13 protein-coding genes are annotated in these 15,797 nt (G+C 39.1%); 2 read left to right on the forward strand and 11 right to left on the reverse strand.

Features of this window, described 5'->3' with window-relative positions; all coding sequences use genetic code 11:
- The first annotated feature begins 97 nt into the window (after positions 1-97).
- The gene (locus AC4NPH_RS11615; protein WP_013055396.1) at positions 98-991 is read left to right on the forward strand and encodes a helix-turn-helix domain-containing protein; all 894 of its coding nucleotides are present in this window, start codon (positions 98-100) and stop codon (positions 989-991) included.
- A 28-nt stretch (positions 992-1,019) separates the two neighbouring features.
- On the opposite strand, the gene AC4NPH_RS11620 is transcribed toward AC4NPH_RS11615, so the two are convergent.
- From AC4NPH_RS11620 to argC, 11 genes are all read right to left on the reverse strand, one after another.
- Positions 1,020-1,271: a hypothetical protein gene (locus AC4NPH_RS11620; RefSeq protein WP_014461601.1), complete on the reverse strand. Its 252-nt coding sequence runs from the start codon at positions 1,269-1,271 to the stop codon at positions 1,020-1,022.
- 200 nt (positions 1,272-1,471) lie between these two features.
- Positions 1,472-4,075: an ATP-dependent chaperone ClpB gene (gene clpB / locus AC4NPH_RS11625; RefSeq protein WP_061859562.1), complete on the reverse strand. Its 2,604-nt coding sequence runs from the start codon at positions 4,073-4,075 to the stop codon at positions 1,472-1,474.
- Positions 4,076-4,189: 114 nt separating this feature from the next.
- Complete coding sequence (locus tag AC4NPH_RS11630; protein WP_013055394.1) at positions 4,190-4,369, reverse strand: YjzC family protein; 180 nt, start codon at positions 4,367-4,369, stop codon at positions 4,190-4,192.
- Between the two features lie 129 nt (positions 4,370-4,498).
- Positions 4,499-5,143 carry an SDR family oxidoreductase gene (locus AC4NPH_RS11635; RefSeq protein WP_013055393.1) on the reverse strand — a complete coding sequence of 215 codons (645 nt, stop codon included), beginning with the start codon at positions 5,141-5,143 and terminating at the stop codon, positions 4,499-4,501.
- A gap of 103 nt (positions 5,144-5,246) precedes the next feature.
- Positions 5,247-6,197: an ornithine carbamoyltransferase gene (argF, locus tag AC4NPH_RS11640; protein ID WP_013055392.1), complete on the reverse strand. Its 951-nt coding sequence runs from the start codon at positions 6,195-6,197 to the stop codon at positions 5,247-5,249.
- A complete protein-coding gene (carB, locus tag AC4NPH_RS11645; RefSeq protein ID WP_013055391.1) occupies positions 6,194-9,304 on the reverse strand; it encodes a carbamoyl-phosphate synthase (glutamine-hydrolyzing) large subunit in 3,111 nt (1,036 codons plus the stop codon). The genes argF and carB overlap by 4 nt, the downstream gene beginning before the upstream one ends.
- Positions 9,297-10,370, reverse strand: coding sequence for a carbamoyl phosphate synthase small subunit (locus tag AC4NPH_RS11650; RefSeq protein WP_013055390.1), 1,074 nt, complete (start codon positions 10,368-10,370; stop codon positions 9,297-9,299). Before AC4NPH_RS11650 ends, carB begins: the two co-directional genes overlap by 8 nt.
- A gap of 70 nt (positions 10,371-10,440) precedes the next feature.
- Positions 10,441-11,595, reverse strand: coding sequence for an acetylornithine transaminase (gene argD / locus AC4NPH_RS11655; RefSeq protein ID WP_491938720.1), 1,155 nt, complete (start codon positions 11,593-11,595; stop codon positions 10,441-10,443).
- The gene (gene argB, locus AC4NPH_RS11660) at positions 11,561-12,385 is read right to left on the reverse strand and encodes an acetylglutamate kinase (RefSeq protein ID WP_053486825.1); all 825 of its coding nucleotides are present in this window, start codon (positions 12,383-12,385) and stop codon (positions 11,561-11,563) included. The genes argD and argB overlap by 35 nt, the downstream gene beginning before the upstream one ends.
- Before the next feature lie 12 nt (positions 12,386-12,397).
- Positions 12,398-13,630, reverse strand: a complete 1,233-nt coding sequence (gene argJ / locus AC4NPH_RS11665) for a bifunctional ornithine acetyltransferase/N-acetylglutamate synthase (RefSeq protein ID WP_371388540.1) — start codon at positions 13,628-13,630, stop codon at positions 12,398-12,400.
- A gap of 48 nt (positions 13,631-13,678) precedes the next feature.
- Positions 13,679-14,722 (reverse strand): N-acetyl-gamma-glutamyl-phosphate reductase, encoded by a 1,044-nt coding sequence (gene argC, locus AC4NPH_RS11670; RefSeq protein ID WP_097826863.1) that lies wholly within the window; start codon positions 14,720-14,722, stop codon positions 13,679-13,681.
- Positions 14,723-15,073: 351 nt separating this feature from the next.
- Between argC and AC4NPH_RS11675 the strand changes: the two genes are divergently transcribed.
- Positions 15,074-15,772, forward strand: coding sequence for a Crp/Fnr family transcriptional regulator (locus tag AC4NPH_RS11675; RefSeq protein WP_097813400.1), 699 nt, complete (start codon positions 15,074-15,076; stop codon positions 15,770-15,772).
- Positions 15,773-15,797 lie beyond the last annotated feature (25 nt).

The raw sequence follows: 15,797 nt of genomic DNA on the forward strand, positions 1-15,797 counted from the left end.
AATAATCACGATATTTTCAAAAAATTATAGAAAAATGAAAGCGATTACGTTAAAGTAAGAATTAAGTACTACTTTATTTCAAAAAGAAGGTGAAAATTTGCTCTCACATTTCCAAACTCAAGAATATTCAACGTACGCATACAGGTTTTTAGAATCCCGCACAAATGAAGTTGCGCAGCTATGGTCGGTTGGGTGGGATGAAGTTTTCTCTCCCCTTTATAACTGGAGCGGAAATCAGCGAAAAGACGTAGGGAAATATATTTTTCAATACACGGTTTCTGGGTACGGGATGATTGAAATAGATGGACAAGAATATAAAGTGGATGCTGGGAAAGCATTCATCGTCAATATACCTGGAAATTATCGCTATTACTTACCAAAGGAAAGTGAAAACTGGGAGTTTATTTTTCTTACATTATACGGAGATGAAGTACAAAAATGCTGGGATTATATTCAGTCAACCCACTCCCCTGTAATTAGGTTTCATCCTGAATCAGCACCTGTTCAGCTGCTTGCTCAAATATATAAGCGGGCAAGTGAAAAACATATAGCAGATCCATTTCATGCCTCAAGCTTATCTTACCGCTTTGTAATGGAGCTGTACCAATATATTAAAAGCATGGACAGTTTTACAGAAGATTGGCCTGAAAGTATCATTAGCTCTATTTTATTTGCCCGTAATCATTATCATGAAGAAATCGGTCCGGATGAAATGGCAGATGCAGCTCATTTATCTCGCTATCATTTTAGCCGGTTATTCAAACAAACAACTGGAATTACGCCGATTCAATATTTAACGAAGCTTCGCATTCAAAAAGCGGCCGAGCTATTGCATCAAACCAAGTATTCAATCGAAGAAATTGCTGAAAACGTCGGCTATGCAAATGCCAATTATTTAACAAAAGTATTTCGCAAAACAACCAATATGACACCCGGACAATATCGAAAAAGTGATGCATCCATTGATGAGCACTTTGCATTGCCAAAATAAAAACGACTTCCATAAAAGGAAGTCGTTTTTATTTTTTATCGGGAATTTCTACTACCACAGAACCTTTTTCGTAAATAAAAGTCAATTTTTTACCCGGGATAATCATATTTTCTAAAATATCTCGTGCAGCTTGAAGTGCAAACTCTGTCCGTTCTGCCTTTTCCTGCACTTCTTCATTTTCAGCTTGAAGATCATTTTTATCCAGCGCTCTTATTTTAGTTAATGCCTGATCTATAAAATCGTATGCTTCGTCATATATAAGCTCTATACGGTCCTTCATGTGCTCATTCATGCTCCTTTGCCCATTTTGTATTATCATAAATGAATTAGATATATTCTACAACCTAAAACTGAATAAGTTTTTACCCTTAGCTCTCATGTATTTTTCTTTTATTTCTTTTTATTTTTTTAAAAAAGAGAGCTGCTTTTAATAGCAAAAAAAGACCATTCAATTTATCATGAATGGCCTTTTTAGAAAACTTATACGCTGACAACAAACTCATCATCTTTTACATCAACTGTCACTTGACTATAATCTTCAATTTTCCCTGCAATTAATTCTCTGGCAATTTTTGTTTCAATATATTTTTGAATAAACCTTTTTAAAGGGCGAGCTCCGTATACCGGATCAAACCCGGAGGCTGCAATATAATTTTTTGCTTCTTCTGCTAACGTTAACGAAATATGACGATCGGATAAACGCTTTTCAAGCTGAAGCAATAGCTTATCAATAATCCCTTTTACTTCATGAACAGTTAGCGGTTTGAATAAAATCGTGTCGTCTACTCGATTTAAGAATTCTGGACGAAAATGCTGTCTTAATTGAGCCATCACTTGCTCTCTGGCTTTTTCAGTAATCTCGCCTTCACTTGTTAAACCGTCTAATAAAAATTGAGAACCGATATTCGACGTCATAATAATGACTGTATTTTTAAAATCAATGACTTTTCCTTTTGAATCTGTTGCTCTTCCATCATCTAGTATTTGAAGGAGCACATTAAATACTTCGGGATGGGCTTTTTCAATTTCATCCAACAAAACGACTGAATAAGGCTTGCGTCTCACCGCTTCCGTTAGCTGGCCGCCTTCTTCGTATCCTACATAGCCAGGAGGCGCTCCTATAAGCCTAGAGACCGCATGCTTTTCCATGTACTCAGACATATCAATACGAACCATTTGTTCTTCACTGTCAAATAAAGAATGTGCCAACGTTTTGGCTAGCTCCGTTTTTCCTACTCCGGTAGGTCCTAGGAAAATAAATGATCCAATCGGACGGTTCGGGTCTTTAATGCCTGCCCGTGCACGAATCACAGCATCCGTCACTAAGGATACGGCTTCGTCTTGTCCAATTACACGCTGCTGTAAAATTGACTCAAGCTTCAACAGCTTTTCTCTTTCCCCTTCAACTAGTTTTGATACTGGAATTCCCGTCCATCTTCCTACAATTTCAGCAATTTCTTCTTCTGTTACTTCTTCTCTTAACAAACGGTTTTCTTGTGCTTTTTCAGCAGCTGTTTCTTCCAGCTGTTTTAGTTCTTTTTCAAGAGCTGGAATGCGTCCGTGGCGAAGTTCAGCTGCTTTATTTAAATCATATTTCCCTTCAGCTTCTTCTAGGTCTCGCTTCGCTTTCTCAAGCTGCTCCCGGACATCTTGCACCGTTTGAATCGACTGCTTTTCTTTTTCCCACTGCAGCTTCATTGTATCTGCACGTTCTTTTAAATCAGAGACTTCTTTTCGAATTGCCTCTAACCTTGTGATGCTTGCTTGATCTGTTTCTTTACTTAATGCCGCTTCTTCAATTTCAAGCTGCATGACACGTCGTGTTACTTCATCTAATTCTGATGGCATCGAATCTATTTCTGTTCGAATGGTTGCGCATGCTTCATCAATTAAATCAATTGCTTTATCAGGTAAAAAGCGATCTGAGATATAACGATCAGACATAACCGCTGCTGAAACAATCGCTCGGTCGTGAATATTCACGCCGTGATGAATTTCAAATCGTTCTTTTAAACCACGCAAAATAGAGATTGTATCTTCTACTGAAGGTTCTTCAACCAGCACCTGTTGAAAGCGTCTTTCAAGCGCTGGATCTTTTTCAATATACTGACGGTACTCATCAAGAGTTGTAGCTCCTATACAGTGAAGTTCTCCTCTAGCAAGCATTGGTTTTAAAATATTCCCTGCATCCATCGCTCCATCCGTACGGCCTGCTCCAACGATTGTATGAAGCTCGTCAATGAATAAAAGAATTTGACCGTTGCTTTTCTTAACTTCTTGAAGAACAGCTTTTAAACGCTCTTCAAATTCTCCCCTGAATTTCGCTCCTGCTACTAAAGCTCCCATATCTAATGAAAAGATGGTTTTATCTTTTAATCCTTCAGGTACATCTCGGCGAACAATACGCTGTGCTAGACCTTCAACAATCGCTGTTTTACCAACGCCAGGTTCTCCGATCAAAACTGGATTGTTTTTTGTTTTTCGCGATAAAATGCGAATAACGCGGCGAATTTCTCCGTCTCGTCCAATGACTGGATCAATGTTCCCTGCTCGTACCTCTGCTACTAAGTCTCTTCCATATTTAGCTAACGCTTCATATGTGACTTCGGGATTTTGACTTGTAATTCGCTGATTTCCTCGAAGGCTGGTAAGCACATCTTGCAGAGCTTTTTTTGTTATACCGTGACTTGAAAATAACTTGCCATATTCACTAGAAGACGGTTCCTGTGCTAATGCTAAAAAGATGTGCTCAACTGAAACATAATCATCTTGCAAACGAGATGCTTCTTCTTGAGCTTTAACAAACAGCTGCTGAAGTTTATTCGTAATATAAACCTTCCCTGCTTCAGCACCACTTCCTGTAACGGCTGGTTTTTTCGCAAGCACTTGATTTACCTGCTGCTGAAAAGATTGATGATCTATATGTAAATGATCTAATATGCGAGGAGCAATACCATCTTGCTGATGAATGAGCGTATAAAGCAAATGAGCAATATCCACTTCCTGCTGATTTCGTTTAATAGCTTCGGACTGTGCTTCCATCACGCCTTCTTGCAATTTTTGGGTCATTTTATTTATATCCATTGAACATCCTCCTTCGATACATTTGACCTTTATTGACCTTTATTTCATTATACCCAGCAATAGGAAAACAAGTAAAGCCATTCAATTTAGAATGGCTTCTTTATTTTTTACTATTTAAGGCTTGCGCATGTACGTCCAGTGGCGATCATCGTTGGCCGTCTCTGGAAAACGCTCTCCTGCTTTTAATTTAACCTTTTGAGGATTATTTACGTTGCTTCCTGTTTCACCAATTTCAATATACACTCCGTTATTAGGAGCTTTTTGACCCGGTGTAAAATGACGATTTTGTCCCATTGTCCTGCCTCCTCATTCCTGAAATGAAATGTTCTCCTATACTATTCCCTTAAGATTTCTGTTTCATAATGGAGATGTTTTCATATTAGGAAGAGAAAAAGAGCAGACCTTTAGATCCGCTCTTTTATATTAATGAGTAAATTTAATAGCTTTTTCGATTTCAGTTTCTCCAGCTAGCATTTCAAACGTTTTTCCTATCGTAGCTTCTTCGTTTAGGCATTCTACAAGCACGGTTGCTACATCTGCTCGGGGAATCGTCTGAGATTTATCTTCAATATCATTATTGATATCAATTTTCCCAGTAGCTTGATCATTCGATAAAGTTCCTGGTCGTACAATTGTATACTGTAGATTAGACTGCTTTAGGTATTCATCCGCTATCGCTTTAGCACGCAGGTAAAGCTGTAAGCCTTCTGGTCCTTGCTCAGGTGCGTCTGTTCCCATTGAACTTAACATAACAAAGCGCTTTACACCTTGATTTTTTGCTTCATCAATGATATTTTTAGCACCGTTTTGATCTACAGCGATTGTCTTTTTGTCTCCGGTATGTCCTCCAGAACCTGCTGCAAATATGACAGCGTCCATACCTCTTAAAGCATCTGAAACATCTTGCTCCAAGTCAGCAAGCACAACATTGGCACCTAGCTTCTTTAACGCGTCTGCTTGCTTTTCGTCGCGAATCATCGCATAAGCTTCGTGCTGCTTGCTGTTTGCAACTTTTTCTACCACTTGTTTTCCCGTTGTTCCGTTTGCTCCAACAACTAATACTTTCATCATAAATCACCTTTCGTTCTGTTTAGTATACAATGGGTGTTCCCTCAATTAATTCCCTTTAAACAAAAAACCCCTTCTGATATTCTCAGAAAGGGTTTTTCTCTTAAGCTAAAATGGCTTGTAGCAAAGCTTTTTGTACATGCATACGATTTCCAGCCTGCTGAAAGACAACAGAATTTGGTCCGTCAATAATGCTTGCTGTTACTTCTTCTTCACGATGCGCAGGCAAACAGTGCAGAAATAAATAGTCTGACTTAGCATAGGCAGCTAGTTCTTCATTTACTTGATAAGGAGCAAATATTTTCAAGCGCTGCTGTGCTTCTTCTTCCTGTCCCATACTTGTCCATACGTCTGCATAAATAGCATCGGCATTTTTCACAGCCTCTACAGGATCTTTTGTAATCGTAACCTTCGCACCTGTTGTAGCAGCTATTTCATTAACATAAGCTGTTACAAAGTCTTTTGGCTCATAACCATCAGGGCATCCAATTGAAATATCTATCCCCATTTTTGCACATGCAATCATTAACGAATGCGCTACATTATTTCCGTCTCCAACATAAGCTACTTTTAGCCCTTCAAATGATTTCTTGTGCTCGTAAATCGTTAATAAATCAGCTAGAGCCTGACAAGGATGATAATCATCTGTCAAACCATTAATAACGGGAATGGATGCGTAATCTGCAAGCTCTTCGATCTTGCTGTGTTCAAACGTACGAATCATTATAGCATCGATGAATTCAGATAGTACGCGTGCTGTATCAGCAATCGTTTCTCCGCGTCCAATCTGTAAATCTTGGCTGCTTAAAAAGAGGGCGTTTCCTCCAAGCTGCATCATTCCCGCTTCAAATGAAACTCTTGTTCTTGTTGAAGATTTTTCAAAAATGAGCCCCAGCGTTTTTCCTTTTAACGATGTTACGATTTCACCATTTTTATGCTTTTGTTTCAGCTCAATGGCGCTTTCCAAAAGTGACATAATATCGTCTGATGATAAATCTTTAAGCGTAAGCAAATCTTTTCCTTTTAAATTGGTATTTACCGATACTGTACTCATGATACTGTCACTTCCTTTTTAGTTTTTTGAAACCATTCTTGTAGTGATGAAACCTGATATTCATCGACTTGGAACGATTGGAAAAATAGCGATGCCGTTTCTGCCTCCGTCATGACCATCAAACCGTGTTTTAATGCTGACATACGGCTTTCTTTATCTTCAGGCTGTAAGCTTACGTATAATAAAGCTTCTTTCGTTTTCACCCATTCACTAACTTCTTTATCTTTAACAAGAGTTAAGCCCGCGCTTTGCACAAGTGCTTCAAGACCTTGCGCTTCTCCGTTGATATATACTTCCGCAGCACCGTTTTTACTTAACACATACTGATGGAATACTTTTTTTGCTGCTTCTTCAATCGTTGAAGAAATCGCAATTCCTTCACCAGTTGACTTCATTTCCGGTCCAACAAGTGGATCAACTCCTGATAATTTACTTGTCGAAAACACTGGAAACTTGATAGTTGTGTAAGCCGGATCCGGCAATAAACCTAGCTTTTCACTAATTTCCGACAATGATTTCCCAAGCAATATTTGAGTTGATAGCGAAACAAGCGGCGTGTTGCATACTTTGCTTACTACAGGCACTGTACGGCTGGCACGCGGATTAACTTCCAGCATGTAGACTTCATCGTTGTAAATAACATATTGGATATTCATAATCCCTCTATATTGGAGTTTGTTTACAATTTTTTGAGCGTAGCTCACCATTTTTTCTTTATGTGCTGCGTCTACTGTTTTGGCTGGTAAAAGCGCATAGCTGTCTCCTGAATGAACCCCGGCTTTTTCAATATGTTCAACGATTGTCGGAATCAACACATCTTTTCCGTCTGCTACCACATCAACTTCTGCTTCTTTTCCAGGGAAGTAAGCATCAATAAGCATTGGGAAATGAGACGCTTTAATAGCCGGTAAACAAGCCTGAAGCTCTGTTTCGTTTTGAATTGTCAGCATCCCTTTTCCGCCAATTACGTAAGAAGGACGAATAAGTAATGGGAATCCCATATCTTTTGCTTTTTGGACAAGCTCTTGCTCATCTTTCGCCATTTCACCTGGGATATGAGGGATATCACACTCATCTAAAAGCTTGTAAAACAAGTCACGATCTTCAAGTGCATCAATGACATCATTTGTAATCCCTAGTAAATTGACGCCAGCTTCTTCTAGCCCTTTAACAAGCGAAATAGCTGTTTGACCTCCGTATTGAACAATTACATCCTTCACATTTTCAGCATCAAGAACATTTAATACGTCTTCTACTGTTACAGGTTCAAAATATAAGCGATCTGCTACTTCAAAATCCGTACTTACCGTTTCTGGATTATTGTTAATTAAAATCGTTTCGTATCCTTCTTTTTCAAGAGCTAGCACACCATGTACAGAGCTGTAGTCGAACTCTACTCCTTGCCCGATACGAATTGGTCCAGAACCGATAATCGCAACTTTTTTATTCGTTGATGGTTCAATTTCGCTCTCCCCGTAATAACTGGAATAGAAATAAGCCGTTGAAGATTCAAACTCCGCTGCACATGTATCCACCATTTTATAACTCGGCGTAATATGTAGTGCTTTACGCTTCGCTCTTACGTCAAGCTCAGGCACATTCCATACGTTTGCTAGATACGCATCTGTAAATCCATGCTCTTTCACTTGCTTGAAGTGTTCAGCTGTAATCGAATCAAAACGCACTTCCTTTAAAGAGGCTTCCATTTTAATCAGCTGTGCAAAGTGTGTTAAATAGAAATAATCAATTTGCGTTACTTCATGGATATACTCAGGCGTTGTGCCACGGCGTAAAAGCTCTAAGATAACAAAAATACGTTCATCGCTTTGTTCGCTAAGCTTGCTTTTTAATTCATCCGTTGAAAGTTCTTGCAGTTCTTCTACTTCTAATCCTTGTAAGTCAATTTCTAAAGAAGACAATGCTTTTTGGAAGCTACGTGTAAAGTTACGGTCAATAGCCATTACTTCTCCAGTTGCTTTCATTTGCGTACCAAGCGTTCTTTCAGCGTAGAAAAACTTGTCAAACGGCCATCTTGGAAATTTGACTACTACGTAGTCAAGAGCAGGTTCAAAGCTTGCATACGTGTCTCCTGTGACAGGATTTAATAACTCATGAAGCGTGTAGCCTACCGATAGCTTTGCAGCAATTTTGGCAATCGGATAGCCCGTTGCTTTTGATGCAAGAGCAGACGAACGGCTCACACGCGGATTTACTTCAATTAGATAATACTGCTTGCTTTTTGGATCAAGCGCAAACTGGATGTTGCAGCCCCCAATAATGCCAAGCGATGAAATAATTTTAACTGAAGCAGAGCGAAGCATTTGATATTCCACGTCTGTTAACGTTTGAGAAGGAGCAACGACTACCGAATCTCCAGTATGGACGCCTACGGGATCGATGTTTTCCATATTACAAATTGTGATGCACGTATTGTTCACGTCACGCATAACCTCGTACTCAACCTCTTTAAATCCAGCGATGCTTTTTTCAATTAAGCATTGAGTAATAGCACTTTCACGCAAACCTGACGCTGAAAGCTTTTCAAGCTCTTCCATAGAATGAGCAATTCCTCCGCCCGTTCCGCCTAACGTATAAGCAGGACGTACAATAACAGGAAAACCAATTTTCTCGGCAAAAGCTAACGCTTCTTCTACTTTTGTGACAACTTCACTTTCCGGCACCGGTTCATTCAGTTCATTCATCAATGCACGGAACTCTTCACGGCTTTCACCTTTTTTGATTGATTCAATCGGTGTTCCTAAAAGTTTCACATCGTATTTCGGCAAAATGTTTTGTTCATGAAGCTCAAGGGCTAAGTTTAAACCCGTCTGTCCGCCTAATGTGGCTAACAAACCATCCGGCTTTTCTTTTGCAATAATTTTCTCCACGCAGTCTACTGTTAATGGTTCAAAATAGATTCGATCTGCTACGTGAGTGTCCGTCATAATTGTAGCTGGATTATTATTGATTAAGATAACTTCATAACCTTCTTCTTTTAATGACAAGCATGCCTGAGTTCCTGAATAATCAAATTCTGCTGCTTGCCCGATTACGATTGGTCCTGATCCGATTACTAAAATCTTTTTTAACGTTTGGTCTTTAGGCATATACTTTTCCGCTCCCTACTTGCTGTACTTTCGTCATAAATTCATCAAAGATATACGTGCTGTCACTTGGTCCAGGATGTGCTTCTGGATGGTATTGAACCGACATAACAGGAAGGTCTTTATGCATTAAACCTTCAACCGATCCGTCATTCACATTTTTAAATCGAACGTTTAATGGCGTAGACGTAATCGTCTGTTCGTCTACGACATAGCTATGGTTTTGAGACGTCATACACACTTTGTTATTCGTTAAATCAATTACAGGCTGATTAGCTCCTCGGTGACCGAACGCCAGCTTTTTGGTTTGTGCCCCAAAAGCAAGCCCAATTAACTGATGTCCAAAGCAAATTCCCAAAGTTGGATAAGATGAAATAATTTCTTTTAATTCATCCAGCTGACTGCTCACTTGAGTTGGATCTCCAGGTCCGTTTGATAAGACAATGCCATCCGGCTGCAGTTCTTTTACTTTTGAAGAACTTGTAGAATAAGGAACAACTGTTACTTTGCACTCTCGATTTAACAGCTCTTGTAAAATTGATTTTTTATAACCAAAGTCCATTAATACAACGTGTTTTTCACCGTTTCCGTAAGTAACAGGCTCTTTTGTTGATACTTCTTTTACTACATATCCATCGCATTCAGCAGTAAATGCTGGCGGCTCAGCAGATGTCGAAAAGGCAGATTGCATCGTACCTTCTTTTCGAATTCGTTTTACGACCGCTCTCGTATCCACATGTGTAATAAGCGGAATGTTCCATTTCTTTAAATATTGTTTAAAGCTGTACATCGCTTCGTAATGGAACCCTTCATCTGAACATTCGTATACGACAACGCCTGCTACATGAGGCTTTTTGCTTTCATAATCTTTTTCATTGATACCATAGTTCCCAATCAAAGGGTACGTAAAGACGATAATTTGATCTTTGTAAGATGGATCAGTCACAACTTCTTGATAACCAGTCATTCCAGTAAAGAAAACAATTTCTCCTTCTGCCTGGTGCGTTGCTGTATGTTCAATGTGTCCGGCGAACGAATCGCCGTTTGCTAAGTGTAAATATCCGTTCATTGTGCATCCCTCTTCGAATAATTATTTATAAAACAGAATTTTTATACAAACATATTCAAAAAAATTTGTATTATGAAGTAATTTTTGTTTGGCTAAACGCTTCTTCAATGATATGAATCGCTTGGTCCAACTCTTCTTTTGTTACAGTTAAAGGCGGCAGCAATCGTACTACGTGCGGTCCTGCTCCCAGTGCTAGCAATCCTTTTTCACGCATAGCTGCAAGCAATGCTGACTGATGTTCTCCGCATTCAATTCCAATCATAAAACCTTTTCCACGAACATCGGTTACAAATGAATAATCTGCTATGCTATTTTTCAAAGCATTGGTAAAATAAAGGCTTTTTTCTGTAACCTCTGCCAAAAATGCTTCATTAAAAATAATGTTTAAGGTTGCTTTGGCTGAAGCTAGTGCAATTGGGTTTCCTCCAAAGGTTGTTCCGTGAGTACCAGGTCCAAATGCATCTTTGAGATAGCCTTTTCCAATCATCGCACCAACCGGCATTCCGCTTCCTAACCCTTTGGCTGCTGTAATAATGTCTGGTGACACGTTAAAATACTGATAAGCGAACGGTTTTCCTGTTCTGCCGATTCCAGTTTGCACTTCATCGACTATAAACAGTGCTTCGTGCTTTTTACACAGCTCTTGAATGGTTAATAAAAATGCTTCGGTTCCTGGAACCACTCCGCCTTCTCCTTGAATGACTTCAACCATAATTGCTGCTACGCTATCGTCCATTTCCTGTTTTAATGCTTCTTCATCATTGTATGGCACGTAAACAAACTCATTAACAAGAGGACCGAAGCCATCATGAATTTTTGCCTGCCCTGTAGCTGTCATTGTAGCAAATGTACGTCCATGAAATGATTTTGTAAACGTAATAATTTTGTGTTTTTGCGTGTACTTGCGCGCTAATTTAATCGCCGCTTCGTTGGCTTCTGCACCGCTGTTACAGAAAAATACTGCATCACCGTTTGAGTGTTCCACAAGCTTACCTGCTACGTCTTCTTGAATCGATTGATGAAATAAATTTGACACGTGCCACACTTTATTTAACTGCTCTTCGACCGCTTTTTGAACATCAGGATGACGATGACCTACGTTACAAACAGCGATACCTGAAATAAAATCTAAATACTCATTTCCTTTGTTATCTATTAATTTTGTTCCTTGCGCCTCTTCCACATGGATATCAAACCGTTGATATGTTGGAAACAATGAACTCATCGCTATCTTCTCCACCTTTTCCACTATATTTAATTGCTGTACCAATCAGCTTTCCTTCCTTATCTAAAAATCCATCAGTTCCGCTAATAATATGAACTTCTTCAAGCAAAGGAGATAACGCATTTACCGCTGATGTTACTTTCGGAATCATTCCGCCGTAAATTACTTTTTCTTCAATAAGTGCATCAATCTCTGACTTTGTAAGCTCAGGAAGCAATGCTCCATCCTTTAACACACCTTTTACATCCGTTACAAACATCAGCTTTTCAGCATTTACTGCTTGTGCAACGGCTCCGGCTACCACGTCAGCATTAATATTATAGCTATTGCCTTCTTCATCGGCTCCAATGGAAGAAATAACTGGAATATACTGACTGTCAGTTAGTTGTTTTAATAATGTATCATTTACGCCTTTTACTTCTCCAACGTAACCTAGACGTTCAACATCGATAGCCTCTGCTTTAAGCAATAATCCATCAATTCCTGATAGTCCTACCGCTTTTAAGTTCGCTTTTTGTAGTTCTTTTACAAGCTGCTTATTAACCTTGCCTGCTAATACCATCGTCACAACTTCTAATGCTTCTTTGGACGTTTTTCGAAGCCCATCTACAAATTCCGTTTCAATGTGAAGTTTGGTAAGCGTATCTTGAATATCAGGCCCGCCTCCGTGCACAACAATGATTTGATATCCACTCGCTTTTAACTGCTGAATACTTTCAAAAAAAGCGCTTGTTAACTGATTGACAATGCTGCCTCCGCATTTTACAACGACGATTTTTTCACTGCTCATTTCACTCTCTCCTTACGTTCGATAACTGGCGTTGATTTTGACATAATCGTAAGTCAAATCGCAGCCCCACGCCTTGCCAATTCCATTTCCCTGCTGCAAGTCAACATAGACTTCGACCGTATCATTTTCTAGATAAGCCTTTGCTTCTTCTTCACTAAATGAAACAGGCTGACTGTTTTCTAACATCTGGATATTGCCTAACGAAACATTCACTGTTTCTGGATTAAGCGCTACTCCGCTGTACCCAACTGAACAAATAATTCGTCCCCAATTAGCATCGGCTCCATACATGGCCGTTTTCACTAGGTTCGAGCCCACAATTTGTTTAGCAATCACATTTGCTTCTTCGTTTGTATGAGCACCAGATACGTTTACTTCAATTAGTTTTGTTGCTCCTTCACCGTCGCGTGCAATTTGTTTGGCTAAATCTTCACACGTCAAGCGCAGTGCTTCATAAAACGAATTCCATTCAGGATGATCTGGTGTAAGCGACTGGTGACCAGCTTTTCCATTTGCTAAAACAACAACCATATCGTTGGTTGACGTATCACCATCCACTGTAATTTGATTAAAGCTTTTATTTGTAATAGAACCTAGCGCATCTTGTAGCACTGAAGCTTCAACCTTAGCATCCGTTGTGATAAAGCTAAGCATCGTAGCCATATTTGGGTGAATCATGCCTGATCCTTTCGCTGTGCCGCCAATGGTAACTACTTTGCCATCAATTTTTGTTTCATAGCAAGCTGACTTCATCACTGTATCTGTTGTTAAAATAGCCGTTTGAAATTCTTCTGCTTTTTCTTTGTTCGACGAAGGACTTAATAACCCAATACCTTTAACAATTTTTCCCATATCTAGAAGCTCTCCAATTACGCCTGTAGAAGCTACCGCTACATGATGAGGTAGGATATTAAGCTTTTCTGCACATGTATTTCGCATTTGGTATGCATCTTTTAATCCTTGTTCTCCAGTACATGCATTTGCACATGCGCTGTTCACAACGATCGCTTGCAGCTTCTGCTCGACCGCTACACTTTCTTTTGTAACAGCTAAAGGCGCTGCTTGAAAGGCATTAAGCGTGTAAACAGCTGCGCAATTAGCTGGCACGTCGCTTACAATAATTCCTAAATCTTTTTTAGCATAACGTAAACCAGCGTGAACGCCATCTGCTGAAAAACCTAGCGGCGTTACAATTGTACCGTTCTCTATTTTCTTTATCTTTTCTTTCGTTTGTTTAACCGTAATCACTATACGTTCCCTCCTGCTTTTATCGTGATTAGTGATGCTGTGTCTTTATGGGAAGACAGGCAGTAGCCCGATACCCGCTTGCTGTTCAAATCCCATCATGATATTGGCATTTTGAATGGCCTGACCGGCTGCCCCTTTAACTAAGTTATCAATGACAGAAACAATCGTGACACGCTTTGTTCGTTCGTCAAATGCAACACCGATATCGCAATAATTTGATGCACTTACTTCTTTAGTAGACGGAAATTCACCAGCTTTTCGAACGCGAACGAACGGGGAGTTTTGATATGTATCTACATATAGCTGATGAAGTTCTTGTACTGAGCTTTCTTCAGAAAGTTCAGCGTATATTGTACTCATAATCCCTCGCGTCATTGGAACTAAGTGCGTACTGAACGTAACGTGGCCAATTTCCTCATCCCACTTTTCTAAAATAGATTCGATTTCTGGGATATGCTGATGTTGGTTAACTTTGTATATTTTCATATTTTCATTGATTTCAGCATAATGAGCCATTTGCGAAAGACCGCGTCCTGCTCCTGAGATTCCGGACTTTGCATCAATGATAATAGAGTTTGATTTCACCATTCGTTTACTAACAAGGGGAGCTAGCCCAAGCAGTGTAGCTGTTGGATAACAACCCGGGTTCGCAACGAATGTACTGCTTTCGACTTCATCTGCAAACCATTCTGATAATCCATACACAGACTGTTGTAAAAACGCTCCGGCTGCAGCAGGCTTTTTGTACCATTTTTCATAAAGCGCTTCTGTTTTTAATCTAAAATCTCCAGATAGATCTACCACTTTTATTCCTTCTTCTATTAATTGAGGTACAAGTTTGCTAGAAACACCGGACGGAGTTGCTGTAAACACTAAATCTAATTCTTCAGCCATATTCTTAGGGTTTATATCTTGCAGTGTATATACAGTATTAGAAAGGTGAGGATAAACTTCTGCTAGTTCTGTCCCATCCTGAGATGATGAATAAACTGCATAAACATGAAAATGTGGGTGATTCGCTAACAAACGAATCAGTTCTACTCCTCCATACCCTGTTGCTCCAACAATTCCTACCTTGTATTCTTTCATTTTAAAACTCCTTTTTCCACGTATCTATTTGAATTATTTATCATTATAATACCGTATAAAAATAAAATCAAATGAATATTTAAAAAATCCAACACTTTATTCTATATTTTTAAACATTTTTATTTATTCATAAGTTTTTATTTTTATAACTACCTTTCTATTTTCGTTTAGAAATTGTTCACAGATAGTTTTGGAAAACACTGGTTGTTTTTGTGTATAATAAGAATATCGATAAAAATCATCCGTATGATATTTTTTATACGGCTAGTGGACGTACAGCATATACAGACTGTTCTAACTTAATAGATTAATAAGTAGCAGTCGAAAAAATTTTAATTAAAAGGTGATAACATGATGAACATCACAACGGATTCTTTTTCGAATGAGCTTCAGCAATTTTTTATGAACTTTGATCATAAAATTTCGTTTAAAAAAGGTGACTTTCTCTTTCAAGAAGGTTCGACTTCAACTCATTTATTTTTTATTACGTCAGGGGCCGTGCAAGTAGGTAAAGTGACACCGGAAGGACGCGAGCTGACGCTTCAGCTGGCGAGTTCAGGAGACTTAGTCGGGGAAGTCATGCTATTTTGCGGATCTACTCCCCATATGCTTCAAGCAAAAGCTATTGAACCTTGTACGGCAATCAGTATTCAAAAACGGGTGTTAGAAAACGAACTAACACAATACCCTGCTCTTTCTATGGAGTATATGAAGTGGATGGGACTACAAATTAAGCGAATGCAGACAAAATTTAGAGACTTAATTCTAAATGGAAAAAAAGGTGCTCTCTATTCTACTCTGATCCGCATGTCTAATAGCTTTGGAGTAATGAAGCCAAATGGTATTTTATTAAACGTAACGTTGACAAATCAAGAAATCGCCAATCTATGCGGGACATCTCGAGAAGTGGTCAACCGCATGCTCGCTGAGTTGCGAAAAAACGAAGTGATTTCAATGGCAGATGGAAAAATTATCATTCATAAGCTTTCTTTTTTAAAGAAAGAAATAGACTGTGAGGACTGCCCTGTGGAATTGTGCAGAATTGAATAAGAAAAAAAGCCATCGTTGATGGCTT

The organism is Priestia sp. MDV22-iso46 (assembly GCF_058629175.1).